This is a genomic window from Paenibacillus sp. VMFN-D1 (assembly GCF_003386155.1).
In the GTDB taxonomy this organism is placed as follows: domain Bacteria; phylum Bacillota; class Bacilli; order Paenibacillales; family Paenibacillaceae; genus Paenibacillus_AQ; species Paenibacillus_AQ favisporus.
This window is the reverse complement of the sequence record NZ_QRDU01000008.1, coordinates 58,464-84,592: the sequence shown is the minus strand read 5'-3', so window position 1 is coordinate 84,592 and position 26,129 is coordinate 58,464. Positions and strand designations below refer to the sequence as shown.

The following is a 26,129-nucleotide window of genomic DNA, read 5'->3' as shown; positions in this document are numbered from 1 at the left end:
TACCCCGTTATTGCCCTTACGAATACAACCAAACCCTCATCAGGGATAATAACTGTTCCGTCTGGATCGGCTTCTTCACGTAATCGGAAGCACCGGCCTCGATACACTTGGAGCGGTCTTCTTTCATCGCCTTGGCGGTCAAGGCAATAATCGGAAGCTTATGGAACTGAGGCATCTGGCGAATTTGCCGCATCGCCTCATAGCCGTCCATCTCCGGCATCATCATATCCATCAGCACCAAATCGAACGGCTGGCCTCCGGTCAGGATATCGATCGCCTCGCGTCCGTTCTCGGCGAAGGTCACCTCCATGCCGTAATTCTCCAGAACGCTCGATAGCGCAAAGACGTTCCGGATATCGTCATCGACGAGGAGGATTTTCTTCCCTTCAAACAGCGCTTCCCTGTTATGAAGCTTCTGCAAAATTTGACGCTTGTCCTCAGGCAGATTGGCTTCCACCCGGTGCAGGAACAAGGTAGTTTCGTCCAGAAGGCGCTCAGGCGATTTCACGTCCTTGATAATAATGGACTCGGTGTATTGGCGCAGGCGCATTTCTTCCTTGCTGTCGAGATCTTTGCCGGTGTACACAATGATCGGAAGGTAGCCCAGGTTCTCGTCCTGCTGGATCTGATCCAGCAGCTCGAAGCCGGTCATATCGCTCAACATCAAATCGAGCACCATGCTGTCGTAGCGTTTCTTCCGCAGCTCGCTGAGCGCCTCCTTGCCGGTGGACACGGCGGTGATGGCCACGTCATCGTGATCGATAAGCTCAATAATCGAACGGCGCTGGATGTCATCGTCCTCGACGATGAGGAGATGCTTCAGCGACTGCTCGGTATACGATTCAATATGCGAGAAGGCATGCTCCAGGGACGCTTTGGTGGAAGGCTTCTTCAAGTAGGCGATAGCCCCCATTTTCAGCCCTTGCTTCACTTCATCCGATACCGAAATGATGTGAACCGGGATGTGGCGGGTTGCCGAATCCCCCTTCAGCTCGCCCAGGATCGCCCAGCCGTCCATGACCGGAAGCTGGATGTCCAGGATGATCGCATCCGGCAGGTAAGTCTTCGCCATATCGAGGCCGATATCGCCCTGCATCGCCACGAGGGCCTTAAAGCCTCTCCCCCGCGCCATATCCATCAGAATTCGGGCAAATTTGATGTCATCCTCAATGATGAGCAGTACCTTATCTTTATCGGCAATCCGCTCGCGGTCGTCTTCCAGAGGCTCCGCCGCGTTGATGGCGGATTCCTCTTCATCCACCATGGTCTGCGCCGGCTTGGGCAGCATCAGCTCGCTGGAAACGGCAGCCTCGTCCTGAGCGGAAGAAGACGCCTCCGGCTTCTCCTCCGTGACCGGCAGATACAGCGTAAAGCAGCTGCCATGCCCTTCGACCGATTCGACTTCGATCCCTCCGCCAAGCAGGCGGGACAGCTCACGGCTGATGGAAAGGCCAAGTCCGGTACCGCCATACTTGCGGCTGGTCGTACCGTCCACCTGCTGGAACGCCTCGAAGATCAGGTCGGTCTTATCTTTCGGTATGCCGATGCCCGTATCCTTGACGGCCGCCGCAATATATTCCTTGTTCCGGTCCAGATAACCCGGCAGGGCTTCCGGATCCGCCCGGCGGACCGTGAACACGACCGAACCCTGGCTGGTGAATTTAAAGGCATTGGACAACAGGTTGCGCAGGATCTGCTTGACCCGGTATCCGTCGGTAACGACGGAATCCGGCACATCGTTGTCCACGTGAACGTGGAGCGCAACCTGCTTCGAATTGGCCAGCGGCTTGAAATTCTGGTTGACGAAGGTCTGCCATTCCTCGATCGGCACCGTTTCGGAGTTGATCTCCATTTTGCCGGCATCGACCTTGGACAAATCCAGAATTTCATCAATCATCTTGAGCAGATCGGCGCCCGACATGTAAATCGTATGAGCGTATTCCTTCTGCTTATCGCTCAGGTTTCCTTCCTTATTCTCGGACAGGAGCTGCGACAGGATCAGCAGACTGTTGAGCGGCGTGCGGAGCTCGTGGGACATATTCGCCAGGAACTCCGACTTGTATTTGCTGGTCACCGCCAGCTGCATCGCCTGCTGCTCCAGTCTGGCCTTCGCATCCTCAACCTCGATGTTCTTCTCCTCAAGCTGCTGCATCTGCTCTTCCAGCGCGCGCGTCTTGCCGATCAGCTCGGTATTGTAATGCTCGAGCTCCTCCTGCTGGCGCTGCAGCAAATCCTCGGAGCGCTTGAGCGCTTCGGTCTGCTCCTCCAGATTTTCGTTGGAGCGGCGCAGCTCCTCTTGTTGGGTCTGCAGCTCCTCGGATTGGCACTGCAGCTCCTCGGTCAGCGCCTGCGATTCACGCAGAAGCTCCTCGACGCGGACGCGGCGGTTAATGTTATTAATAATGACGCCCAGACTCACGGTGAGTTGGGACAAGAGCTGTCTGGCCAGCTCGCTGAACGGCTCGAACGACGCCATTTCAATGACGCCGAGCAGCTCGTCTTCAAACACGACCGGATAGATCAGCAGATGAGCGGGCTTCGCCGAACCAAAGGCCGAGTCCACGGACAGATAGTCTTCCGGCAGCTCGGTGATAATCGGTTTGCGGTCCAAAGCGCTCTGCCCGACCAGCCCTTCTCCGATTTCAACTCTGCCTCTCGGCGAGCGTTCTCCCTGTCCGGCGTATGTTCCGCCGAGAGACAGCATATTCGGATTTTGATCATCGTCCTGAATATATATAGCCCCATAGGCCGCCCCGATGATCGGCGTAAACTCGCTGATGAACATTTGGGACACCTGCTTGCTGGAATTGATGCCGCGAAGAAGCTCGGTAACCCGGCTCGCATTGGAATTTAGCCAGTTCTGGTCCTTCTGGGCCTGGAGGTAGTTCTGCTCCAGCTCCTGCTTCTCTTCCAGGTCTTCGGCGATTTCCTTGAACACATGGGCCACCTGGCCGATTTCATCTCTTGAGGTCACCTTAATCCGGCGGATGGACTGGATCCGGCCTTTGGCAAAGCTGTTGATCATCATGTTCACGACGCCGAGTCCCCTCGTGATGGTGGAGATGACCCACAGAATAACGGCAAGTCCAAGCAGCAGACCGGCAATCATAATGGCGGTCGTGATTTGAACGGACCGGTTGTACGCTGCTTTGACATTACTGATCTGCTGATCGACCAGCAGATCCTGATATTCGGAAAGCGCATTGATGCTGTCTATCGCTTCCTGCTGGATCGGGGTTCCGCTCCCATTTCGATAGGTGTTGGCTTCGTCCATCATCCCTTTGGATAACAAGGCGGACTGCTTGTTGATATATTCCTTGTAATCCGACCACGCCTTCTGAACGCGGTTCAGCATTTGTTTTTCCTCAGGAGAGGTGGTGGTTGCATTCAGCTTCTGCAAACTTTGTTCGCCCTTGGCGATCATATCGTTGATCTGGGAAGTGCTGTTATCTGTCGCCACGTTGTGATTCAGCATCATACTCATAACGAACCTGGACATATCGTTCACTTCGCTCCGGACCCCGGTGGAATACCGCACTTTCAAATACCGGTCCTCATAGATACGATCCATTTGCTTGTTCATATAATTCATGCGATCGTAGCCGACCACCGTCAAAGCAATCAAAATGAGCATGAGCGAACCGAAGCCGATCACCAGCTTAGTCTTCAGTTTCATTCTTCATTCGCTCCCTCTTTTAACGAAATCCAGACGAGACATTTATCGTCTTCCCGCTCCTGGGTTCCGTGGTCTTCAAAAAATGCCTGGTACATCTTCTCTTCATTCCATTCATGCGAATGCTTCAGGTGGCTGACCAAAAAGTCGACTTGTTCGTCATGATCGCCCTGGACCAGTTCCAGCAAGCCGTCGGTGTACAGCGCAATATGGCCTTCCCCTTCGTAAGACAAGGTCTGCGGATCGATGTCCATCTTGTCGAATAGGCCAACCGGACAGCATGCCCGGTCAAGCAGCAGCATGTCTCCGTTCTGTTGGAAAAATATAGCCGGGGGATGCCCGGCGTTGACGTAGTCAATCCGTTTCATTGAGGTATCCACGACTAAATAAATCGCCGTAAAATAATATTGGACAAGCTGATTTTCGATGTGAAGCTGGTTGAACCGGCGGTTCAGCTCCTGGATCACTTTCTCCGGCTCCACATAGGTCGTTACCGTATCCTTCAGGACCGACGCGATGAACATCGTAAACAGGGACGACGAAATGCCATGGCCCATCATATCCAAAAGAATGACACCGTAACGGCCGTTGCCGAGGGAATACCAGGCATACAGATCACCGGCAAGCTCGGCGGAAGGCTGATAAATGGCGTGGACCTCAAACAGCTCGTCCTCAATAGCGGGACTCAGCACCGCGTTCTGAACCAGCGCAGCCAATCTCAGCTCCTCCTGAATCCGCTGATCGCGCTCCTTATGCCAGTCCTTCTCATGTTTGAGACGGAGTGCCAGGCGGATCCGGGCCATCAGCTCCACTTTGTTGATCGGTTTGGTCACATAGTCGACCGCTCCGGCATCCAGCGCCTCGGCTAACTTTTTGGAATCTCCCACTGCCGTGACCATGATGATCGGTATATCCTTGAGATGTTCGTTTTTCTGGATCACCTGACAGGCCTCGATCCCATCCATTTCAGGCATCATCATATCGAGCAAAATCAAGTCAAAATCGGACGCCTTCGGCTGACCCTCTTTGGCATAGCCTTCCGCTCCCAAGATTTCAAACATTTCTCTTGCCGATGAGGCTTTATCGATATCCCGGTAGTTTTCTTTCTTTAAAATCTCCCGGATGATTATGACGTTAGTCGGATTGTCATCAACAATTAATATTCTCATAACCCTCTCCTTACGATCCTATGAAATTGTTGAAATCTCTATTTATATACTATATACCATACCGTGTGAATATTTCAGCATCTAAGGTCTATCAGTCGTTGGAACTCGGGGCATGATATCCCACTTGTTCCAAAAACATAGATAAGGAATGGGAAGCGTTATCCCATTCCTTATCTATGTTTTTGACATGCATCTGTATGCGGGAAATACCGGTCTCATGCCTTTTTGGCAACCACCAGCACCTTGCCCAGATCCAGTTCCTTTTCATAAAATTGAGCCTCAGCCTCCGTGAAGCCCAGCGACGTGATTTTGGCCCGGAGCTCGTCTCCGCGTGAACGGAACAGATTAGCAAGAGCATCAAACATGCCTTCTTCTTTAATGCCAACCTCACTTGCCCCTGCCGTGTCCGCAATCCGGTCGGTCCGGTCGCCGTCATGGGCCAGTACGAAAATATCATCGTACACATAACCCGCGCTGCGCAGCTGATTGACTTCTTCCACCGCTTGGACGCCGTTTTCCACAACTTTCGCAAATGATTTGGTATTGGTTGATGAATTCATCGTTCTCACTCTCCTATTCTTTGTTGATCCCGTACATGTTCTAATTAACCTCTGCGGGTATCGTTGAAACGCCGATTCCAGGAAACGGCGGGTTATTCACTCGCTTGGTCAAAAAAGTCGACTCCCGCGAGCCTTCCCGTTTCCGGATCCGTGTAAACCTTGACGGCATGGTGTCCGCGAAGGTAGACGTCACCATCCTCCGCACGGAACTGCGGCTGCCCAAAAGCATCGGCAACCCGGTATTTGCTCAAAGGGATCCAGGAACCGTTGATTTGCATCTTCCCTGCAGCCGCTCCCACATGAACGTAGTCCACGATGCCGTCGCAGAGCACGACCGCCGCATCCTGGTAGACGTAAGCCGAGCAGCCGGTGAACGGATCGGTTGTCACTTTCAGCGGCTTGCCCTTGTGGGCGAGGACCTCCTGCTTGGTATCGTTCAGGGAAACCCCGTTCATCGTATCAAACGCGGTAAAGCGATCAGGGATTTGCTGGACGGCCTGCCGCACAGTCTGGGCATTCGCCGTATGGCCCGGGTCAGGCTGGGCAGCGGACACGAAGGACAAGGGTGACAGCATTCCAAGCAGCAGCGTAATCATTTTCAACATGATTCTCATCCTTTCTGTTGTCAATGGATCCAGCCTGAGCCATAGGTCCTACCGTCGCAGTCTCTGCCAGACCGTCGCGGCGGTGTCGATCCACTTTACCACGTTAGCCGCAGGCTTGGCCTTTGCTCCCGTTTCATATACAGCCGAATAGGACTGGATTGTGCGCTCTTCCGGCGTCGACGCGGAGGCAAGCATGTGCCGCGGACGGGACTCTACCTGGTGCTTAGGCTGCTTGAACTTGTGAATCAAGGTTGTGGAAGCCTGTTTCGCAGCCAGGGTTAACTCGCTGAGCACTTCACCCAAGTTTTTCACCGAATTCATGACCGGATCAATCTGTTTCATCTTATGTTCGACATCCGCCGTAATATCGTTGGCGTGCCGAACGATTTGCTTGATCTCATAGCTGAGTTCGTCGATCGTCTGCTGAACCTCCTGGAGCGTTTGCGTCGTCTTCTCGAGCGAACTTTTCGCGGCCAGCAGCGTTTTAATGAGATAAACGACCAGGACCGCAAAAGCGACCGCGATTAACGCGACACTAAGCGACATAATCATGTGCATAACCTCTCTTTCTTGTCTCTTCAAGATGCCTTCCATGCTTCCTGTAAGGCTCGCTTAAGCGTTAGTTACCCTATCGCCCAAATGACGAAACAGCGCCGTTTTTTACCAAAGGCAGGGCTTGTTTCATTCCCCTTGGGCCCGGTTAAGTATGACTACGAGGGTGAACGGGACCCGCTGGTTTATCGGCGTATGTCCGGTCATTTATCGCCCAAACTCTACAGGAAAGAAAGGTGAGCAAGATGTTGAAATGGTCGATTATCTTCTTAATTATTGCGATCGTCGCCGGAATCTTCGGATTCTTCGGAATCGTATCTGCGGCGGCTACGATTGCCAAGGTGCTGTTCTTCATTTTCCTGGTTCTCTTTATCATCTCCCTGTTTACCGGCCGCAGCCGAACGCCTTAACGGTATAAGGGCAGCTGATACGAGAAGACGAACAAGCCCAAAGAGATAAGAAAAAGGTTAGAATGAGCAAAAAAACCAAGCGGTCCTTCGGATAGAAGGCGCTTGGTTTTTTTAATGCCCGCAATCTTTGTTTCATTAAAAGAGCGACGGCAGATCCAGCCAGTTCAGCTTGAACGTCAGCTTGACGCCTTCATCCAAGAACTGAACATCGTCCACTCTAAGGATGTCCGGCAAGTGCTCCCTGAGCGGCACGGAAAGGGTGCCCAGCCCCCAGGTCTCCGCCGGGACGCGGATCGACTTGATCCTCGTGGATTCATGCTTCAGCACAATGACGCTGCCGTCCGCATCCATCGTGAAGGTCAGCTCAGCACCAAAAGGGATAAACTCCCACTTGCCGTTAATATCCGCCGTAACCTCCTGCCCATGGAACTGGAACTCGGCTCCGGTAACGGTAACCTGCGGGGGCATATCACCCATGTGCTTGATGAGCTCTTTCTTGGCCAGCTCATTCAATTCCTCGTTGTTCAGCGTAATTTCCGGTTTCTTCGTCTTCAGCATCTGCATCGCTTTATCCTGGATATTCAGATCCGTATAGTTCAAATTCAGTTTGCGGTCCGGAGCGATGTACCAGATCAGCACGCCGGCGGCGATAATGACCACGATGATGATCGTTGTTATGAACCGAAACAAAAACTTCCCCAGGCGCATGTCCGCCCCCTTTCTGCCGAAAAGCAAGTTCACTCCACCATTCGGCGCATTTCTAAAGTTTTATTTTTGGCCTATTTCAAAAGCAGGCAGCCGGGATTTTTGGTACCATCCTCCCTGACGCTTCTACCATATTTATGGTAAACTAAAACAATCTTTTTTTCTACGATCTACTAGATAACTTGGTTCAATTGTCTGTAAGAGGGTTATTTGGATAGTGTAGAAGCATACTATATCCAAGGAGGAACACAGTCTATGAAAAAAATCATCACTATTGCAGCAGCACTCGGATTAATGGCTTCCATGGGAACCGCAGCGTTCGCGGACAGCGCATCCACAACGTCCACAACGAACAGCACTCCGTCCATTACGACTTCGGTCACAGGCTCGTCGGAAACGGTTGCTGAACCTACCAAGCTGGTACCTGAGCCGATCATTTCGGCAGGAGAAGAAGTAACAACGCCTACGGTGCCTCTCATCCTGACGGTAAATACACCGTTTTACTTTGAGCCCGGCGGTAAAGTCGCAAGCGTCCTGGCCCCGCAAGTGGTGGACACTACAGGCAACCGCGTTGGATCGCTCCTCGGTGAGTGGGTGGAAGTTTACACGTGGCTCGGAACGGCCTGGATTCTCGTAAAATAAGACATCCTAAAAGCAACATGCCATTACTAGAAAGAACTAAGGAGTTTACTAACGGGTGTCGGCGTCATTTAGTTCCTTCTACATAGAATATCATCAAACCTCCCGTACAGCGAAGCCTTTGCGGGGGACGACAAAGGACCGGAGAATTCTCCGGTCCTTTGCATTTACGCGGCCTTTATTTCAGAACGCTGCCACCGTACAGAAATCTCAGCTTCCAAGAGTTGCTGAAATCCGATACCGTAACGCCGCCGGCCTGATTGGAGTAGGTATGCAGCAGTTTGCCGTCGCCCAGATATACCGCTACATGGGTAATCCGCTGGCTGGACTTATCAACGCCTTGATAGGCGGAAGCGCTGGATCCGCGGTAACTCATAAAGAACACGAGATCTCCCCGCTTCAGCTGGTCCGTGCTGTATACAGCTCCGCTGTGTTCCTTCACCCAGGAACCCTGCTGTCTGGAATCTGCCGGAAGCACAACGCCTGCAGCCTCTTTGAAGATTTGGCGGGTAAAATCCGAACAGTCGAACGTGGTCGTCGTATTCCGGTTGGAACCAAACTCGTAAGGAGTTCCCAGATACTTCATGCCGGTCTGGATCACCTTTTCGATCATGGCATTCGTATTTTCCGCGGAGACGGGTGGTGCCGCTTCAGAGGATCCGGTACTTGGCTGGGATGCCGAACCAGTGCCCTTAACGGCTATGTATTTTTCGCGGGTGCTGACGTAGCCAACCTTGCCCGACGAAGTTTTCACTTTATAATAATAAGCCGTGCTTTTCTCCAAAATCTGCACGGTCTCTCCTTTTTTCACATAACCGAGCACGTTGCTGGACAGGGAAGGCTTGTCCCGAAGGTTCACCGAGGCCTGGATAACGCCGACCTGGCCCTGTGCCTGAACCTGGCTGGATGCCGACGCCGCTTGAGCCTCATGTCCGGTCGGGATGATGACGGCTGCAGAAATGGCAGCGGATAATAGCAGGCATCCGAGTAAGCTTTTCTTGATGTTAATCATTTCATTCCTCCTTGAGATGTCTGAGTCGCTTGTAGAAACCGGGGAACGCCGGCCTGCTTAGCGCTTGCTCTCATTATAGGCAGGAGGATCGAGAAACCGCATGGCCCTTTTTACACAAATAAACACTCCAAATGTTGGTATAAAACAGGTCTATGGTCTTAAATACGCCTGGTCCCTGGAAATCAGGGAACATTTAGGAAATACCTGCAGCGCCCAAAAAGTAGAACAAGGCCGGCCCTGTTCAGAGCCAGCCTTGTTCATCCATGTTTCCACCAGACGAAACTTTACACGATCATTCCTCTGCAGAATCCTTCAGATCCTTCCCGCTATCCGTCCCGCCTTGATCCGGAAGGTCATTTCCGATTGGAGCAGCAGCACGGACGACTTGGACCGAGGCCATCGTTCTGCCTCCCTTATATTGGGCAGAGATCTGGGTCAAGCCCGGCTTATGACCGATCAGATTTCCTTCCCCGTCCACTTCGGCGACGTCCGAATGACTGCTGCTGAATTGAACCTGTTTGGTAATATCCGATCTCGTCTGTGTCGAATAGTCATACAAAAAAACCTTGATATCCAGCGTCGAACCTTCCGAAAGCGAGTATTGGGACGAATCCAGCTCGAGATAGCCGTTCAGGGGATCATACTCCCCCGTATCTTCCGGCAGTACAGTTACGTTCAATCTTGCTGCATAGCCCTCGTAAGATGCTTCCACATAGGTGTTCCCCAGCTCCTTTCCCGTGAGCCGGCCCAATGCGTCGACTTCGGCAATCGCAGCGTCCCCCGAAACGTAGACCGCGGCGTTGGACAAATCGCTTCGGGTTCCGTCGTCATAAACCGCTTGCAGCACAGTGGAGACGCTTGAACCTGTTTTCAATTTCTTTTCCTTTTCCAAAAATGCGATGCCTGTCATCGTTCGCTCAGCAGGCGGCTGATCCGCCGGCGGCGTGAGCTTCATCAGCTGGAATTTCGCTCCGTCCCCCCGCTGCACGGTTCCCGGGAAAATATAACCTCCGTCCGGAGTTCCCGATGCGGTACCGACCCTGTAGATCGGAGGCCCCTTGAACAATTCCCTGCTGATCAATTCTCCGTTCCGATCAACGCTTAACACGCTATATTGATGCTTCCACTCTGAGCTCCAGTCCAAGTATGTAACATGTTCCCCCAGCATCGCGTAGCCCTCTTCCGTCCGGACCAAACGATTGAAATTCTGCGAATTGGCACCATCCGGGTATGTCTTTTCCCATTGCACCTGTCCGGTCAGATCCGTCTTGGTAAGTACCGGCACGCCGTTGCCGTTGACGGATTTACGGCTCAAGATCATATAGCCTCCGTCCTCGGCCGGAATGACCGAGTAGGCTGTCCAGCCGCTGCGCGGCTCGACCGTTTGCTTCGACCACACCTCTTTGCCTTGATCATCGATCTTCATCACCAGCATCGCATCATGTTCTCTCGATTCATAATCAACCATACCTGCATGGCCGACAGCGATGTAACCCCCGTCGCTTGCGGGAATCAGATCGGTTAAATAGTCGCTTCCCGAAAAATTGTACTGATTGTACCACAGCGTATTCCCATTTTGATCGATCTTGGCGATATAAGCTCTGTCATAAGCAACCCAGTGGACGATCCCGCTTCCGGCGATCAGAAAGCTGCCATCCTCCGTCTCGACGATGGCTTTCGGGTTTTGATCATACCCCTGTGCATCCAGGACCTTCTGCCACACCACATTCCCCGATGCATCCAGCCTGATCAGGAACAGCTGCCGAATCGGCTCAAACTCTTCAGCCGTGTTCCCTGCAATGAGGTAACCCCCGTCCTTGGTCTCAATGGCCCGGTATGCCGTACTGGACCCCCAGTCATAATAAGCCAGCTTCTGCTCCCATTCCACCTGCCCTTCTCCATCCAGCTTGACCACATAGGCCTTTTGATACGAGTCGTAGATATCGCCCAGGGCTAGATAGCCACCGTCTGATGTAGGGATGACCCCCTCTCCGCTGGACTGGCTTCCGTAATCCCTGGACCATTCAATCGCCGACCGCGTCGGTTCGGCTGCCGCAAGGCTGAACCCGGGCCACATCCCAACCATCACCAGCAATCCGGCAGTGCAAGCAGTCCACAATCGCCACAACGTTCTGTTCACAGCCTTACCCCTTTCCATCGTAAGCATGATTTGACGCAGGAATTTGTAAAATCCCTCCATCTATGTCATTATTCATCGAATTTCTCCAACTGGATATCCCACAAACCTCATAATTACCTGCTACGTTGGAACCGTTTTCCAATTTTTATTTTCACGCTTCGTCAGACCCATAGCTGAGACTATTTCTCCGAAAGGCAGCGGGCGGACGCAAAAACAGCCACAATGCTTATGCACTGTGGCTGCTGTTCACCGAAGCTTATCAAGAACACGGGAGCTTTTCAAAGGAACCGGCCTTCACAAGCTTTTCTCCCGAGGCTCCACATGGACGTGGACGTTCATAATATTATGAATCCTCTTCATCCGCTCTTCGATCTTGTCGCTGATGGCATGCCCTTCGATCAGGCTGAGGGTGGGGTCAACCACGATGACGACATCGACCAGGACATGATTGCCGTGAACCCTGGCTTTCACATCGTTGATGCCTTCAACGCCGGGGGTTTTGGCAATGGTGCCTCGCAGATCGCGGAGTTCCTCCTGATCGAACCCGTCAGTCAAGCGGTAGGTGGAATCGCGGAAAATATCCCAGGCCGTCTTGCAGATCAGCAGACCTACGGCAAACGCCGCCACCACATCCAGCCATGGCAGGCCGAACTGTGCCCCGACAATCCCGACCGCCGCCCCGATACTGACCAGCGCGTCGGACAGATTGTCTTTGGCGGCCGCCATCAAGGCCTGGCTCTTAATCTCCTTGGCCAGCTTTCTATTATATAAATAGACGAACAGCATGCATACAGCGCAGACAGCCGCCACACCGGCCGACCATAAATCCGGCGAGGCTTCTTTGCCCATAAACAGGGATTTGACCGCCTCCACCAGCACCTGAATACCGACTATGCCCATAATAAACGAAGCGATCAGCGATGCCACCGTCTCCGCACGAAAATGACCGTACGGGTGGTCTGAGTCCGGCGGTTTCTGCGATATCCGCAGGCCGATCAGCACGGCAGCCGATGCCACGATATCGGTCAGATTGTTAAATCCGTCTGCAAGCAGGGCGCTGGATGCAAAGAAGTAACCGCCGACCAGCTTGCCCGCGGAGAGGATCAAATACGCCGCAATGCTGATCCAGGCGCCGCGTTCCCCTTTTCGGATATCTTCATAGATATGATCCAAGTTCGTTGGCCCCTTTTCACCGTTTCATGCCCAAAGGCACTTTTTTATCCTAACAAACGAAAGTCGTGTGGGTCCAGAGAAACATAGTTGCTTATGTTCAAGAGGTTTTGTCTCTCCCATCTCTTGTGGGGAGCCGCAAAAACAGCTAGAATAAGGACACAACCCCAAAGGGAGGAACCCTACCCATGACGGATAATCAGGACGCCAAAAAGGTCAATTTGGCCGACGCCATCCGCGCGAAGCTGGAGCAGAAGAAGCAGCAAAACAAGGGCGGCAAGCCCGGCGGCTTCCAAAGCAATGCCCCGCACGCGATGAAGAGCCAAAACACGAAAAAGCCCAACAATCAGCGCCGCCGCACTGGCGGGTCCTAAACAAGCCACGAGCTTTACGGACAACACAAAAAAGCTGCCACCCCCGCTTAAGGGAATGGCAGCTTTTTTTCATGGCTTGAAGCGTTAAACTTCCTGCGGATACATCTGCTCGCGCAGCGCCTTGATTTCATCGTTTTCCAGATACTCGTCGTACGTCATGACTTTGTCAATGATGCCGTTCGGCGTAATTTCGATGATCCGGTTGGCGATCGTCTGAATGAACTGATGGTCATGCGATGTGAACAGGATCGTGCCGTCGAAGTCGATCAGCCCGTTGTTCAGCGCGGTGATAGACTCGAGGTCCAAGTGGTTCGTCGGCTCGTCGAGTAGCAGCACGTTCGCGCCGTTCAGCATCATCTTGGCCAGCATACAGCGCACCTTCTCTCCCCCGGAGAGAACGCTCGCCTTCTTCAGCGCTTCTTCGCCGGAGAACAGCATCCGGCCCAGGAAACCGCGCAGGAACGTCTCGTCCTGATCCTTGGAGAATTGGCGAAGCCATTCCACCAGGTTGAGGTCCACCCCGTCAAAATATTCGGAGTTGTCTTTCGGGAAGTACGCCTGTGTCGTCGTAACGCCCCAGGAGAACTCGCCCGCGTCCGGCTCCGCCTTGCCCATCAGCACTTCGAACAGCATCGACTTCGGCAGTCCGTTCGGGCCGACAAAAGCGATCTTGTCGCCTTTGTTTACGACGAAGCTCAGCTCATCCAGTACCTTCTCGCCTTCAACCGTCTTCGTGAGGCGGTCTACCGTCAGCAATTGCTTGCCTGCTTCACGCTCCGGCTTGAAATGAAGGAACGGATATTTCCGGTTGGAAGGCCGGATATCGTCCAGCGTAATTTTCTCCAGCTGCTTCTTCCGGGAAGTCGCCTGCTTGGATTTGGAAGCATTCGCGGAGAACCGCTGAATAAATGCCTGCAGCTCCTTGATTTTCTCTTCCTTCTTCTTGTTGGACTCGCGCTGGAGCTCCAGCGCCAATTTACTGGATTCGTACCAGAAGTCATAGTTACCCACGTACAGCTGGATTTTGCCGAAGTCGATATCCGCGATATGCGTACAAACCTTGTTCAGGAAGTGACGGTCGTGGGATACGACGATGACAGTGCCTTCGTAGTCCATCAGGAAGTTCTCGAGCCACTGAATCGATTCGAGGTCCAAGTGGTTGGTAGGCTCGTCGAGCAGCAGATTGTTCGGACGGCCGAACAGCGCCTGTGCCAGCAGGACGCGGACCTTCTCGTTGCCGGAGAGCTCCACCATTTTCTTGTCATGCAGCTCGCGCGGAATGCCGAGGCCGATCAGGAGCGCGGCCGCGTCAGGCTCGGCATCCCATCCGTTCAGTTCGGCGAATTCGCCTTCAAGCTCACCCGCACGAAGTCCGTCCTCCTCGGAAAAGTCCGCTTTCGCATACAGCGCATCCTTTTCCTTCATAATGGTATACAGACGGCTGTGACCCATGATGACGGTTTCCAAAACCGGATACTCGTCGTATTCAAAATGGTTCTGCTTCAGCACCGCAAGGCGTTCGCCCGGTGTCATGTGAACCTCGCCCTGGTTCGGCTCGATTTCGCCGGAGAGGATCTTGAGGAACGTCGATTTGCCGGCTCCGTTGGCGCCGATCAAACCGTAGCAGTTGCCTGGCGTAAATTTTATATTTACATCTTCAAAAAGTGCGCGTTTTCCGTAACGGAGTGTCACGCCGCTTGTACTGATCATGAAGTATTACCATTCCTTTCGCTAGTAGGCTTCAGCACATTATAGCATAAATCAACGTGCGTTCGAAGCCCATTTCATAATAGAAGGAACAAAGTATAGCCCGCGGATTCGGCCGAGCCCGGGTATTCCTTCCCCTACCCGGACGTTTGTCCTATCATTGCCTATCTCTATCAATATTATCGTTTTTATCTATTTCTATTCCCGCTCGCGCTAAGAGATAATCGAAGGGACCCCAAAATGGAAGGATGGGGGGCGTTGTCCAAACCGCTCGAATTCACCATGGTGTAAGGGTCCATGCAAAAACACCGGAAAGAAGCCGCCCGGCGGCCTTTCCGGTGTTTCGTATGGATTTATCGACGTATCCGATTCCTGTTCGGTATCCGGAACTACCTCCGCTCCGGGTGGATCGTCAGCGTCTCCCCGTAATGCATCACTTTAATCCGCTCCTCACTCAGACCGAGCCGGACCCGCTCCGCCTCCATCCGGTCCAGCGCCTCCCGGGCCGTATCGTCGGCCAGGCGGAACGTGCCGTAATGCATCGGGATCATCATATCGGCCCCCACATCCAGAAAAGCCTGCAGCGCCTCTTCGGGATTGACGTGCTGCGACGTCATAAACCATTCGGGCTCATACGCCCCGATCGGCATCAGCGCCACATGCAGGTTGAAGCGACGGCCAATCTCTTTGAAGCCGGCAAAATACCCGCTGTCCCCCGCAAAATAGACGTTGGGCGGCAGCATCCTGGTGCCGTCTTCCGCTCCGGCGTTACCGGCTTCCCCTGTCTCATGCGGCTCCAGCACAAAGCCGCCCCAGTGCGAGGTGTTGGTGTCAAACGGCGTGCGGCGCGTCCAGTGCTGCGTCGGGACGAAGCTGATCTTCACCTGGCCGATGACTACATGCTCCCACCACTTCAGCTCCCGGCAATTGTGGAACCCTTTGCGGACCATCTTCGCGCGGAGGCCGACCGGAACGATCAGCGTCGTGCCCGCCCGGTACAGCTTCCGGATGGAAGCCATGTGCATATGGTCATAGTGGGAGTGCGATATGAGAATGATGTCCACCGGCGGCACATCTTCGATCAGGAGGCCGGGCGCACCGAGGCGCCGCTCAAAGCCCATTCTTTTGGCCCAGACCGGGTCCGTCAAAATATTGAGGCCCTCGTATTGGATGAAAAAGGTGGAGTGGCCGATCCAGGTAATCGACGTATCCTGCCGGTTGCCGTGCAGATACTCCAGATCCGGCGGCATATTCGGGATTTGAAAGCTGTAGTCCTTTTTCTTCTGGCGCCGCTCCTGGCGCCACTGTCTGAACTGCTTCAACGTTTTATCCGTACTGACATTATCCATGTTATTGTAACGGATCTTCGGCAAGAGTCCCCCTCCTTCCCGGGTGTAATCACTGTTTATTCCATTTTACCCGATCCGAAACCCTGTGTACCACAAGAGCTGACGCTCGAATGTATCGCTCTTTCGCAAGCTCGCTTGCCGCTAAGTCTATGAATTATTCGTCATGCAGGTCGGAGTAATGAATGACGTACAGCGCCAAAAGCATCATAGTCACGACGACAATCAGCATCGGCGCGAAATAAATGGTGAATATCACGCGGCAGTACAGCTCCTTCTATGCAGCTTGGTAACCTCTTAGTCATTGTCGTCTTTCCATCCGTTTTCTATCCGCGGCAAAAGGTTTATGTTTGGGGGCAAAGTGAGGTAAACTGTAGTTTAGATGGTGGTTTCATCTATATAGGAATGAGTTGTATCATTTTTTTCAATAGTAAAAGTTATTGAAGAAGAAGGAGGTCTTTATCTGTGAAGATCAAATTTATCGAGCCAACGCCGAGCCCGAACTCTATGAAGCTGCACCTGGATGAGAGTCTGGAGCCCGGTATCCGCAAAACATATACGCTTGACAATGAACGCTCCGCCCCGGCTTGGATCCGGGAGATGCTGCATATCCAAGGGGTCAAGAGCGTGTTCCATACCCTTGACTTTGTCGCCTTGGAACGCCAGGGCAGCGCGGACTGGTCCGCCATCCTTGGCGAAGTGCAGGAGCGGTTCGGCCAGGAGGGCCTGACAAGCCAATTCACGGAAGAAGACGCGGAAGCCGGCAGCCACTACGGCGAGGCGGAAGTGTTCGTGCAGTTTTTCCGGGGCATCCCGATGCAGATCCGCGTGAAATCGGGCACTCAGGAGGTTCGCCGGGCGCTGTCCGACCGCTTCACGAAAGCCGTAATGGAAGTCACCGCGGCGACAATGATCAAGGAGCGCAAGCTGAAGGATTACGGCGTCCGCTATGGGGAGCTGGAGGATATCGCCGGTGAGGTCGAGCAGGAGCTTGAAGCGGCCTTCCCCGAGGATCGGCTGAAGCAGGTCATCGAGCAGGCGATCGCCCATGGCACCAGTGAGAGCGAGTTTGAAGAGGAGCGGCGTGAGCTGAGCGACACCGAGCTCGCCGAGGCGATGCAGAGCGCCGACTGGAAGGTTCGCTATGCCGCCCTGGACGGCATGCAGCCGACCGAGGAGCGGCTGCCGATCATTCGTCAGGCGCTGCATGACGAGAAGATGCAGACCCGCCGCCTGGCGGTCGTCTACCTCGGCGATCTGCGCACGCCGGAAGCGATGGAGCTGCTGTACGAGGCGCTGAAGGACAGCTCGCCGACTGTCCGCCGGACGGCGGGCGACACGCTGTCCGACATCGGCGACCCGGCGGCCACGCCGGCGATGCAGGCGACGCTGAAGGACAGCAGCAAGATCGTCCGCTGGCGCGCCGCCCGCTTCCTGTATGAAGTAGGGACGGAAGAAGCGCGCGATGCCCTGGAGGAAGCGGTGAACGATCCCGAGTTCGAAGTGAGTCTGCAGGCGCGGATGGCCTTGGAACGCATCGAATCCGGCGAGCAGGCCGCAGGCACCGTATGGCAGCAGATGGCCAAGCGGAGCCGCTCCTGAAAGCTGCAGGAAGCGGCTCTTCCGGAGTTCCAGCAATAACCATTGCCTTTTCCCGGCGTAATACGTTACTATGTTACGTGTTCAATACATCAATACAAGGAAATATGTAAAAGATAACCTCATCCGTCCAAAGGTGAGGTAGAGGTTGCGGAAGCGATGAGTAGCTGTTCCGAGGCGTAAGAGCCGCCGGTGACGGACAGTGAAGGGCGCCTTCCGCCGAAGTGTGCGAACCCGCTCTGCGGTTGGCATGCTGGGTCTGTTCTCCGAAAGGGACAGAACTGTCGCGGTGTTCCTTCCTCCTGCAGGAGGATGAAGACGCCGTGATGAGCTATCTTTCATGGAAGCACGGGTGCGGAAGCCATAGCGTCATTTATCGGGACCGCGGGTACTTCATACCTGGGGTCCCTTTTGGTTGTTCCCCTTCCACTCCATGAAGTCATATTCATATTTGAAGGGATGATTTCTTTTTATGCGTTTAAAAACACCGGCAACGGCACTCAAACAGAGCCTGAAATCCCGGCACATGACGATGATCGCCCTCGGCGGCTCTATCGGCACCGGGCTCTTTCTGGCCAGCGGCAGCGCCATCTCCTCCTCCGGACCGGGCGGAGCGATTCTGGCCTATGCCGCCGTCGGCCTCATGGTTTATTTTCTGATGACAAGCCTGGGGGAAATGGCTACCTACATGCCGGATTCCGGCTCGTTCAGCACCTACGGCACCCGCTTCGTCAGCCCGGCCTTCGGATTTGCCGTCGGCTGGAACTTCTGGTACAACTGGGCGATCACGATCGCGGCCGAGCTGTCCGCGGCGACGGTCATTATCAAATATTGGTTTCCGGACTCTCCCTCCTTTTTGTGGAGTCTGCTGTTTTTAGCCATTATGTTTGCCCTCAATATTCTATCAGCCAAGGGCTACGGCGAATCCGAATACTGGTTTGCCATTATTAAAATCGCGGTCGTCATTATTTTCCTGATTGTCGGCATTCTGATGATCTTCGGGATCATGGGGGGCAAGCCGGTCGGCTTCGAGAACTTCAACCTGGGAGGCAGCTCCTTCCATGGCGGATTCTTTGCTTTCGTCGGCGTCTTTATGGCGGCGGGCTTTTCATTCCAAGGAACCGAGCTGATCGGGGTGGCCGCAGGGGAGAGCGAAAATCCCCGCCAAAACGTGCCGCGCGCCATCAAGCAGGTATTTTGGCGGATCCTGATCTTCTACATTTTGGCGATCATCGTCATCGGCTTCCTGATTCCTTATACGAATCCGAACCTGCTGAAGACCGATCTGAACAATATCGGCGTCAGCCCGTTCACGCTGGTATTCCAAAAGGCGGGGCTGGCTTTTGCGGCGTCCGTCATGAACGCGGTCATTCTGAGCTCCGTGCTGTCGGCGGGCAACTCCGGCATGTACGCCTCCACCCGCGTGCTGTATGCCATGGCCAAGGACGGCCTGGCACCCAAATTTTTGAGCCGGCTGAACAGCCGCGGCGTTCCCGTGTACGCACTCTTGATCACCACGGCGATCGGTATGCTGGCGTTCCTGGCCTCCCTGTTCGGCGACGGGGTCGTGTACAACTGGCTGCTGAACGCCTCCGGCATGTGCGGCTTTATTAACTGGCTCGGCATCGCCGTCTGCCATTACCGTTTCCGGCGGGCTTTCCTCGCCCAGGGACATTCCCTGGACGAGCTGCCCTACCGGGCGCGCTGGTTCCCGTTCGGACCGATCTTCGCCTTTATCCTGTGCATCATCGCGATCCTGGGACAGAACACCGGAGCGTTTACCGGCAGTAAAATCGACTGGTACGGCATTCTCGTGACATACGTCAGCATTCCGCTGTTCCTGGCCGTATGGTTCGGCTACAAGTGGAAAAAGAAAACCAAACTGACCCCGCTGGAGCAGTGCGACCTGACCACCCACGACCCGCGGTAACGTTAAAAAGGAGACTCACAGATGAACATGTGAGTCTCCTTTTTTATGTGCTGATGGCTTTCGCCAAACACCAAAAGCCCCTCCTGCCAAGCTCCGGGCTTCGCAGTGAGGGGGCGTTCTGCATTCCGGCGACCTTTGCCCGCCAATACACGCTTTGCCTATTTCCAAGTGACGTAAATTCTCAAATCCCCCGTCTCATCCAGCGGGCTTTGCGTGTATGAGATCGAGCTCACCCCAAGCCGGTACAAATCCTGCAGGGCGCCGAGCAGCTGCTCCTTGTCCCCGCGGAACCGGAAGAGCAGCGAGTGCTCTCCCGCGGCGACTACCGGTTTGGCCTTGGCGCTGAGCTGGGCGGATGTCGATACGATCTGCGCCGGATCATACAGCTGGTACTCGAGCTGTTCCTGCAGCTTCTGGTAAAACGCCAGATGGCTTCCTCCCTGCCGGATCAGGCCGGACAGCGTGTCGCGATACAAGGTCACGGCAGCGGGATAGGTTTTGGTCCATGCATGGTCCTTCCTCATCTGCGCGTCTGTGCGCAGGTAATAGCCCGTACCGACCTCACCGGCCTTGTCCGGAGCGGGATCATCCCAGGTCGTGTCCAAGTGGTACCATTTGCCGTCAAGTAACACCAGATTCCAGGCATGCAGCTGATTCACGCCCGTATCTTTCGGGGCGGCGGTGCCTTCCACAATTTTATTCGGAATTCCGGCTTCCTTCAGCATCTTGTAAGTCAGCAGCGAATACCCCTGGCAAACCGTGCTGCCCGAGCTGAGTCCGTCATAAGCGGTATATTTCTGAAGGGTCATATCGTATTTCAAATGGAGTATCACCCAGTCATGGATCGCCTTGATCTTCTCATGATCGTTCATGCCAGGCCGGATCAGGCTGCCGAGTACCGCCTTCACCCGCTGGTCGACGTAAGCCGTCTGCGCGGCCGTTTCCCGGTAGCGGAGCTGCACACTCACCGTGGCCGATTTCGAGCTGCCACTGTAGGAGTAGCCATAGCTTTCGATCGTGTAATTGATGTAGGGATCGCTCTCCAGCGCCTGTTCGAGGGCGCTCTTCAGCTGGCTCTTGAGGGCTGACGTCTTGCCCTGGTACACAAACTGAATCTTCTCCAGGCGCTGATTCATGGCGGCCAGCAGCTTCGCCTGAATCCCGTCCACAGTCGTGACCACATTCGCCGGAGAGGTCGCGGCCGCATATACCCTTTGCCAATCAATGCTCGGGGAAACGGCGGCGGCAACCACCGTTCCAAAGAGCAGCACCGAGACGAGCGAGAAGCGCTTTACAATCATATGGCCCCCTCCCTTCCTGACCATCATGCCGGTCCACACCTTTGCCGCTTTTGTCATCCCATGGCCGAACGAGCCCACCCGTACATGAAAATGGCCCTTCCAAATGACTCTATTCCAGCTATGGGCAAGTTATGACACAACCGCTTCTATGCTGTTTTGCGAACGGCTGCGGCGGCTTGTGACCGGCTAACGAACGATTCCATGCAGCACACACCTGCTGCCCCCTGCTGCCTCCTGCTGGCTTAAAGCACCTCTTGCCGCTCCATTACTTGTCCGTTTCTGTTCGGGCAGCCGCCTGCACAAATGCCGCGGCCCGTTCCCGGACGGCCTCGACATTTCCCGACTCCAGCTCCGCCTTCGGGAGCAGCGAGCTGCCGATCCCGACCGCGCACGCCCCTGCTTCGAAATAATCGGCAATATTGCCGATCGTCACCCCGCCTGTAGCCATCAGGGGTATATGATTCAGCGGCGCACGGATCTCTTTCAAATAGCCGATTCCGAGGCTGCCCATCGGGAACAGCTTCACTGCGCTGGCACCGGCCTCGTAAGCAGCCACAATCTCTGTCGGTGTCATGGCGCCAGGCCATACGTCGATGCCCTGCTCCAAAGCAAAGGAAATGACGGCTTGATCGACATTGGGCGAGATCAGAAACTGCGCTCCAGCCTGAACCGCCTCCTTGGCCATGGCCAGATTCAAAACGGTTCCGGCGCCTACATAGGCTCCTCCGTCGTATGCCGAGCGCCAGCCTTCGATCATGTGCAGCGCCCCATCGGTATTCAGCGTGACTTCCATGAGCCGGACGCCTCCGGCGATCAGTCCCTCACCTGCCGTCATGGCTTGGTCCCGGGTAATCCCCCGGACGATCGCAACCATTCTGGCGGACAGCAGTTCTTGCAGTACCTGTGATGTATGCATGTGTTTCATTCCTTCCGCATCTATTTTTCTAAGTATATTCGGACTTTACAGGCGTTTTCCTTCCCGGACATGTCAATTCGGCATGATCTCTCATGCTTCCGTTTTTTTCGTCCTTAGCACAGGATTTGACGAAAAATCGACGTATTTTTCCACCGAATCTACGGAAATGCAGGGCGGGTTTCGTATATAATAGGAATGTTGTATAGAAATGATTGTTTGTGGACGTTGGTAATCCCGATGATTTTACCTTAAGAATGGAGAGATTGTCCGTGACTTACGTGGATATTTCCAATATATCGGTCGAGGTATTAGTGACCGTGCTGCTGTTTCTGCTGATTATCGCCCCGCTGTTCAGCCTGGCCATTCTGCGTTTTTTTCAGGGCCGTCCCAAGGCCGGATTTACGCTCATCGCTACGGGCATTATCATCTACTTCGTGCTGCAGCTGGTCGGGAAGCTGTTCTTTTGACAGCGTTTTTAAAATGCAAAAAAGCCTAGGGATACCCCAGCGCGGCCCGGATCGCGGCCATTGGCGGTCATCCCTTATTTTTTTGCGCTACGAAAAAAAGGCCGCCCCGACGGCAGCATCTCTGCTCCAGGGGACGACCTCTAATTCAGCGGTTATAGAACGAACAGATAAATTATTGTTGGTTCAAAAACTTCTCGAACTGAGTCGTGTTCATACCCAGCACGCGGTTCTCGCCAATGACGGTCAAAGGAACGGCGCGAACGCCCATGTCCCAGACCTGCTGTGCATACTCATCGTTTTGCTCGATGTTGCGTTCTTCGAACTCGATGCCCTTGTCGGCCAGGTATCCTTTCACCTGACGGCAGTGAGGGCAGTTGGTGCTGGTATATACAATCACTTTATCCATCGCTTTAGGTCACCTCATATTGTGAAAATGTCGTGTATGTCAACAGGCTCTTGCGCCGGCCTGATCGGTCCCTTCATGCATCCATTACAGAGCGACTGCGCTGTGCTCCAGACTTTCAATATACTTCTCGCAATCGATTGCTGCCATACATCCGCTGCCGGCTGCCGTAATAGCCTGTCTGTAGCGGGTGTCCTGAACGTCGCCGCAGGCGAAGACGCCAGGGATGTTCGTTTCCGTCGTTCCCGGCTGCACAACGATGTAGCCGTTCTCGTCGAGCGTAATTTGGCCGCCCAAAAATCCGGTATTCGGGTGATGACCGATGGCAACAAACACACCGCTTGCTTCGATCAGTTCCTCTTCACCTGTCTCGTTGTTCAGCACTTTGAGGCCCTTCACGCCGCGCTCGTCAGCCACAACTTCGAGCGGAGTACGGTTAAGCGCCCATTCCACCTTCTCGTTGGCACGCACGCGGTCCTGCATGATCTTGGAGCCGCGCAGCTCAGTACGGCGGTGTACCAGCGTCACTTTGGACGCAAAGCGTGTCAGGAAGCTGGCTTCTTCGAGCGCGGAGTCGCCGCCGCCGACCACGATAATTTCTTTACCGCGGAAGAAAAATCCGTCGCAGGTGGCGCAGGTACTTACGCCGCGTCCGACATTCTCCTGCTCCCCGGGAATGCCCAGGTATTTGGCGGTAGCACCAGTGGACAGGATCAGCGTCTCGGTTTCGATGTGGCCGATGCCTTCCACGTCAAGCTTGAACGGTCGTGCACCCAGTTCTACGTTGTTCACCCAGCCCGTGCGGAATTCAGCGCCGAAACGCTCCGCCTGCTTGCGCATATTATCCATCAGTTCCGGTCCCATCACGCCTTCAGGGAATCCCGGAAAGTTCTCAACTTCCGTCGTCGTTGTAAGCTGGCCGCCCGGCTGCGGCCCTTCAATAATCAGCGGACTCATATTGGCCCGTGCCAAATAAATCGCTGCCGTCAATCCGGCAGGTCCTGTCCCGATAATTACGGATTTATACATAGGATCTCCCTCCAAGCTTCCCGTTCCCGGGCATCGTCCCTTAGCGGGTTCGTCCGGGATCTATTTATCATTTAATTTAAAATAATTATTATCTGATAATCATTATCATACATTTTTCATAAGATGTCAATAGATTAAGTATACATGCCTTTCACCTGAATTGTGAACAATTTAATTTTTACAAATCGTTTAACAATTTCCTTCCGCGCAAAAAAGGAACCTCCGATTCTCCTTCGGAGGTTCCTTCATATCTGAGCCGTTTCAGTCTCAATCCGTGCTTACCGCAGCAGACGGAGTCCGTTCAAAATGACAAGAATCGTGCTCCCCTCGTGGCCAACCACGCCGAACGGAAGGGCGATACCGGCGGCAAAGTTGCTGACCATCAGCAGCAAAATCACCGACACGGCGAACACCATGTTCTGCTTGACGATGCGCCGGGCGCGGCGGGCGAGGGTAATCGTTGAGGCAATCTCCTCAATGTTGTCGTTCATCAGAACGACATCCGCCACCTCGAGCGCGGTGCCGCTGCCGTTCATCCCCATACCCATGCCTACGGTGGCTGTAGCCAGTGCTGGCGCGTCATTCACGCCGTCTCCGACCATCACCACGTGGCCGTACTGCTCGCGCAGCCGTTTCACATGGTTGACCTTCTCTTCAGGCAGCAAATCGGCAAAGACGTAATCAACACCGATGCTGCTGCCGATGGCGTTCGCCGTCAGGCTGTGATCGCCGGTCAGCATCGCGACCTTGACGCCGATCGACTGCAGCTGCTTCACGGCCGCGGCCGCCTGTGGACGGATCACATCGGCAAGTGCAACCAGCCCGGCAATACGCTCTCCGTCCAGGATCACGGACACGGTTTTGCCAGCCGCGTTCAGCTCCTGACGCTGCCGGAGCCATGCGGCATGTTCGCCGGACGGGTCGGCCTGATCCAGCATATCCGCCTTCCCGATGCGCCAGCGTCTGCCCTGAACCCAGCCTTCCATACCCCAGCCGGTCAGCGAGGTCACCGATTCCGCTGAAGGCAGCATCGCCCCCTCCTCCTCGGCTTTTACCACGATAGCCTTGGCCAGCGGATGCTCAGACAGCTGTTCCACGGATGCGCAAATGCCCAGAAGCTCCAGGCGGTCGTATCCGTCCGCCGGAATGAAATCCGTTACCTGCGGCGTTCCGAGCGTCAGCGTTCCTGTTTTGTCAAAAGCGACCACAGACGTCAGCGCCATGTTCTCGACATGTGCACCGCCCTTGAACAGAATGCCCCGGCGTGCCCGGTTTGAAATAACGGACAGCATCGCCGGCATAATGGAAGACACCAGTGCGCACGGCGAAGCTACCACCAAAAACACCATCGCTTTATAAAAGGAAGTTCCAAAGCTCCAGCCCAGCACAAACGGAGTCAGGAAAATGAGGACCAGCGTCGCCGCCACCACGATGCGCGCATAAATGGCTTCAAACCGTTTCATGAAACGCTGCGAATCCGGAACCTCGGTCTCAGCTTCCTCAACAAGCTTTACGATTTTGGCGAAAACGGTGGACTCCGCCGAACGCGACACCTCGACGTACAGCACACCTTCCCCGTTTAGCGTTCCGGCAAACACCTCGTCGCCCGCGGCTTTGTCGGCCGGGACCGATTCGCCGGTGATGGACGATTGGTTCACCGAGGAGTTCCCCTTCTGGATGATTCCATCCGCCGGGATCAATTCTCCCGGTTTGACCAGGACCAGATCGCCGATGGCCAGCTCCCCGATCGGAACGAGCTTCATCTGCCCGTCCTGAATCCGCAGCGCGGTTTCCGGCTTCAGCGCCATCAGCGACGAAATATCCTTTTTGCTTCGTTCGGTAGTGTAGCTTTCCAATGCTCCGCTTAAGGCGAAAATAAAGATAAGCATGGCGCCTTCGTTCCAGTAGCCGATGCTTGCGGCACCCAGCGCGGCAGCCACCATCAGCAGGTTGACGTCCAGATCGCGCTCGTGGATCAGCGTTTCGACCCCTTCCTTCGCTTTCAGCCAGCCGCCTGCGGCATAGGACAGAATATACAGCACGATCGATATGAAGGCCGGAGCGGACAGCCAGCTGGCCGCCCAGCCGCCCAGCATAAGCAGTCCGCTCGCCAGCGCCGCCTGCATTTCCGAATTGCGGATGAGCGAGCGTAGATCAAAGCGCCCTTTCTTTCCGGGACCTGGGCGGTTCAGATTGGCCTGACGCTGGATCGATTGAGCAGGAGCATTTCGTATGTTTTCCATGAGTGATCACCTTCCTAATGAGAATGAATAGCATTATTAGTCCCTTTAAAATGGCACATGCTGCTCCGGACTAGCCGGAGCAGCATGGTATGCGGATGGAACGGAACGCCTCTGACGAACCTTTCTTCCTTCGCGATTGTTATTTTTAAATGAGAATGATAATCATTTTTGCATCAATA

At 54.4% G+C, this 26,129-nt stretch carries 22 protein-coding genes and 1 riboswitch; of the genes, 6 read left to right on the top strand and 16 right to left on the bottom strand.

Annotated elements, in window-relative coordinates:
• Positions 1-16: 16 nt before the first annotated feature.
• From C7820_RS31615 to C7820_RS31595, 5 genes are all read right to left on the bottom strand, one after another.
• Entirely contained in the window at positions 17-3,676 is a 3,660-nt protein-coding gene (locus C7820_RS31615; RefSeq protein WP_116234407.1) for a response regulator, read from the bottom strand.
• Entirely contained in the window at positions 3,673-4,842 is a 1,170-nt protein-coding gene (locus C7820_RS31610) for a PP2C family protein-serine/threonine phosphatase (RefSeq protein ID WP_116234406.1), read from the bottom strand. The genes C7820_RS31615 and C7820_RS31610 overlap by 4 nt, the downstream gene beginning before the upstream one ends.
• A gap of 215 nt (positions 4,843-5,057) precedes the next feature.
• On the bottom strand, positions 5,058-5,402 hold the full coding sequence (locus tag C7820_RS31605; protein WP_076176109.1) for a YflT domain-containing protein: 345 nt from the start codon (positions 5,400-5,402) through the stop codon (positions 5,058-5,060).
• A gap of 92 nt (positions 5,403-5,494) precedes the next feature.
• Positions 5,495-6,007 carry a hypothetical protein gene (locus C7820_RS31600; RefSeq protein ID WP_116234405.1) on the bottom strand — a complete coding sequence of 171 codons (513 nt, stop codon included), beginning with the start codon at positions 6,005-6,007 and terminating at the stop codon, positions 5,495-5,497.
• Positions 6,008-6,055: 48 nt separating this feature from the next.
• Entirely contained in the window at positions 6,056-6,559 is a 504-nt protein-coding gene (locus C7820_RS31595) for a DUF948 domain-containing protein (protein WP_116234440.1), read from the bottom strand.
• Positions 6,560-6,804: 245 nt separating this feature from the next.
• Between C7820_RS31595 and C7820_RS31590 the strand changes: the two genes are divergently transcribed.
• Complete coding sequence (locus C7820_RS31590) at positions 6,805-6,969, top strand: DUF1328 domain-containing protein (RefSeq protein ID WP_076176112.1); 165 nt, start codon at positions 6,805-6,807, stop codon at positions 6,967-6,969.
• Between the two features lie 135 nt (positions 6,970-7,104).
• Here C7820_RS31590 and C7820_RS31585 read toward each other — a convergent pair whose 3' ends face one another.
• Positions 7,105-7,704: a hypothetical protein gene (locus C7820_RS31585; RefSeq protein ID WP_147306317.1), complete on the bottom strand. Its 600-nt coding sequence runs from the start codon at positions 7,702-7,704 to the stop codon at positions 7,105-7,107.
• A 225-nt stretch (positions 7,705-7,929) separates the two neighbouring features.
• Between C7820_RS31585 and C7820_RS31580 the strand changes: the two genes are divergently transcribed.
• A complete protein-coding gene (locus C7820_RS31580; RefSeq protein WP_116234403.1) occupies positions 7,930-8,316 on the top strand; it encodes a hypothetical protein in 387 nt (128 codons plus the stop codon).
• A 175-nt stretch (positions 8,317-8,491) separates the two neighbouring features.
• Here C7820_RS31580 and C7820_RS31575 read toward each other — a convergent pair whose 3' ends face one another.
• From C7820_RS31575 to C7820_RS31565, 3 genes are all read right to left on the bottom strand, one after another.
• Positions 8,492-9,325 (bottom strand): C40 family peptidase, encoded by an 834-nt coding sequence (locus tag C7820_RS31575; RefSeq protein WP_116234402.1) that lies wholly within the window; start codon positions 9,323-9,325, stop codon positions 8,492-8,494.
• A gap of 292 nt (positions 9,326-9,617) precedes the next feature.
• Positions 9,618-11,465, bottom strand: a complete 1,848-nt coding sequence (locus C7820_RS31570; RefSeq protein ID WP_181909260.1) for a PQQ-binding-like beta-propeller repeat protein — start codon at positions 11,463-11,465, stop codon at positions 9,618-9,620.
• A 294-nt stretch (positions 11,466-11,759) separates the two neighbouring features.
• A complete protein-coding gene (locus C7820_RS31565; RefSeq protein ID WP_116234400.1) occupies positions 11,760-12,638 on the bottom strand; it encodes a cation diffusion facilitator family transporter in 879 nt (292 codons plus the stop codon).
• A 185-nt stretch (positions 12,639-12,823) separates the two neighbouring features.
• Here C7820_RS31565 and C7820_RS31560 point away from each other — a divergent pair, with 185 nt between their 5' ends.
• Positions 12,824-13,009 (top strand): hypothetical protein, encoded by a 186-nt coding sequence (locus tag C7820_RS31560; protein ID WP_076176128.1) that lies wholly within the window; start codon positions 12,824-12,826, stop codon positions 13,007-13,009.
• Between the two features lie 84 nt (positions 13,010-13,093).
• Here the strand turns inward: C7820_RS31560 and C7820_RS31555 are convergent, their stop codons facing one another.
• Together C7820_RS31555 and C7820_RS31550 are read right to left on the bottom strand one after the other, a co-directional pair.
• The gene (locus C7820_RS31555) at positions 13,094-14,719 is read right to left on the bottom strand and encodes an ABC-F family ATP-binding cassette domain-containing protein (protein WP_116234399.1); all 1,626 of its coding nucleotides are present in this window, start codon (positions 14,717-14,719) and stop codon (positions 13,094-13,096) included.
• Between the two features lie 386 nt (positions 14,720-15,105).
• The gene (locus C7820_RS31550; RefSeq protein WP_116234398.1) at positions 15,106-16,089 is read right to left on the bottom strand and encodes an MBL fold metallo-hydrolase; all 984 of its coding nucleotides are present in this window, start codon (positions 16,087-16,089) and stop codon (positions 15,106-15,108) included.
• Between the two features lie 438 nt (positions 16,090-16,527).
• On the opposite strand from C7820_RS31550, the gene C7820_RS31545 reads away from it, so the two are divergent.
• Both C7820_RS31545 and C7820_RS31540 read left to right on the top strand, forming a co-directional pair.
• Positions 16,528-17,664: a virulence factor gene (locus C7820_RS31545; RefSeq protein ID WP_116234397.1), complete on the top strand. Its 1,137-nt coding sequence runs from the start codon at positions 16,528-16,530 to the stop codon at positions 17,662-17,664.
• A 131-nt stretch (positions 17,665-17,795) separates the two neighbouring features.
• Positions 17,796-18,003: riboswitch (Lysine riboswitch) on the top strand.
• Between the two features lie 130 nt (positions 18,004-18,133).
• Positions 18,134-19,591 (top strand): amino acid permease, encoded by a 1,458-nt coding sequence (locus tag C7820_RS31540; protein ID WP_076176136.1) that lies wholly within the window; start codon positions 18,134-18,136, stop codon positions 19,589-19,591.
• 158 nt (positions 19,592-19,749) lie between these two features.
• On the opposite strand, the gene C7820_RS31535 is transcribed toward C7820_RS31540, so the two are convergent.
• Complete coding sequence (locus C7820_RS31535) at positions 19,750-20,892, bottom strand: transglutaminase domain-containing protein (protein ID WP_116234396.1); 1,143 nt, start codon at positions 20,890-20,892, stop codon at positions 19,750-19,752.
• Between the two features lie 265 nt (positions 20,893-21,157).
• Positions 21,158-21,808, bottom strand: a complete 651-nt coding sequence (locus C7820_RS31530) for a bifunctional 4-hydroxy-2-oxoglutarate aldolase/2-dehydro-3-deoxy-phosphogluconate aldolase (RefSeq protein ID WP_258875629.1) — start codon at positions 21,806-21,808, stop codon at positions 21,158-21,160.
• A gap of 269 nt (positions 21,809-22,077) precedes the next feature.
• Here C7820_RS31530 and C7820_RS31525 point away from each other — a divergent pair, with 269 nt between their 5' ends.
• On the top strand, positions 22,078-22,275 hold the full coding sequence (locus C7820_RS31525) for a hypothetical protein (protein ID WP_116234394.1): 198 nt from the start codon (positions 22,078-22,080) through the stop codon (positions 22,273-22,275).
• Positions 22,276-22,447: 172 nt separating this feature from the next.
• On the opposite strand, the gene C7820_RS31520 is transcribed toward C7820_RS31525, so the two are convergent.
• The 3 genes from C7820_RS31520 to C7820_RS31510 form a co-directional block, all read right to left on the bottom strand.
• On the bottom strand, positions 22,448-22,681 hold the full coding sequence (locus tag C7820_RS31520) for a glutaredoxin family protein (RefSeq protein ID WP_089549838.1): 234 nt from the start codon (positions 22,679-22,681) through the stop codon (positions 22,448-22,450).
• Between the two features lie 84 nt (positions 22,682-22,765).
• Positions 22,766-23,707 (bottom strand): thioredoxin-disulfide reductase, encoded by a 942-nt coding sequence (gene trxB, locus C7820_RS31515; RefSeq protein WP_116234393.1) that lies wholly within the window; start codon positions 23,705-23,707, stop codon positions 22,766-22,768.
• Positions 23,708-23,985: 278 nt separating this feature from the next.
• On the bottom strand, positions 23,986-25,950 hold the full coding sequence (locus tag C7820_RS31510; protein WP_116234392.1) for a heavy metal translocating P-type ATPase: 1,965 nt from the start codon (positions 25,948-25,950) through the stop codon (positions 23,986-23,988).
• Positions 25,951-26,129: the final 179 nt, after the last annotated feature.

Excerpts from the sequence above, each read along its gene's own strand:
- C7820_RS31615 (WP_116234407.1), bottom strand. The coding sequence starts at position 3,676 with ATGAAACTGAAGACTAAGCTGGTGATCGGCTTCGGTTCGCTCATGCTC.
- C7820_RS31540 (WP_076176136.1), top strand. The coding sequence starts at position 18,134 with ATGCGTTTAAAAACACCGGCAACGGCACTCAAACAGAGCCTGAAATCC.
- C7820_RS31535 (WP_116234396.1), bottom strand. The coding sequence starts at position 20,892 with ATGATTGTAAAGCGCTTCTCGCTCGTCTCGGTGCTGCTCTTTGGAACG.
- C7820_RS31520 (WP_089549838.1), bottom strand. The coding sequence starts at position 22,681 with ATGGATAAAGTGATTGTATATACCAGCACCAACTGCCCTCACTGCCGT.
- C7820_RS31580 (WP_116234403.1), top strand. The coding sequence starts at position 7,930 with ATGAAAAAAATCATCACTATTGCAGCAGCACTCGGATTAATGGCTTCC.
- C7820_RS31595 (WP_116234440.1), bottom strand. The coding sequence starts at position 6,559 with ATGATTATGTCGCTTAGTGTCGCGTTAATCGCGGTCGCTTTTGCGGTC.
- C7820_RS31510 (WP_116234392.1), bottom strand. The coding sequence starts at position 25,950 with ATGGAAAACATACGAAATGCTCCTGCTCAATCGATCCAGCGTCAGGCC.
- C7820_RS31600 (WP_116234405.1), bottom strand. The coding sequence starts at position 6,007 with ATGTTGAAAATGATTACGCTGCTGCTTGGAATGCTGTCACCCTTGTCC.
- C7820_RS31605 (WP_076176109.1), bottom strand. The coding sequence starts at position 5,402 with ATGAATTCATCAACCAATACCAAATCATTTGCGAAAGTTGTGGAAAAC.
- C7820_RS31610 (WP_116234406.1), bottom strand. The coding sequence starts at position 4,842 with ATGAGAATATTAATTGTTGATGACAATCCGACTAACGTCATAATCATC.
- trxB (WP_116234393.1), bottom strand. The coding sequence starts at position 23,707 with ATGTATAAATCCGTAATTATCGGGACAGGACCTGCCGGATTGACGGCA.
- C7820_RS31575 (WP_116234402.1), bottom strand. The coding sequence starts at position 9,325 with ATGATTAACATCAAGAAAAGCTTACTCGGATGCCTGCTATTATCCGCT.
- C7820_RS31560 (WP_076176128.1), top strand. The coding sequence starts at position 12,824 with ATGACGGATAATCAGGACGCCAAAAAGGTCAATTTGGCCGACGCCATC.
- C7820_RS31530 (WP_258875629.1), bottom strand. The coding sequence starts at position 21,808 with ATGCATACATCACAGGTACTGCAAGAACTGCTGTCCGCCAGAATGGTT.
- C7820_RS31590 (WP_076176112.1), top strand. The coding sequence starts at position 6,805 with ATGTTGAAATGGTCGATTATCTTCTTAATTATTGCGATCGTCGCCGGA.
- C7820_RS31555 (WP_116234399.1), bottom strand. The coding sequence starts at position 14,719 with ATGATCAGTACAAGCGGCGTGACACTCCGTTACGGAAAACGCGCACTT.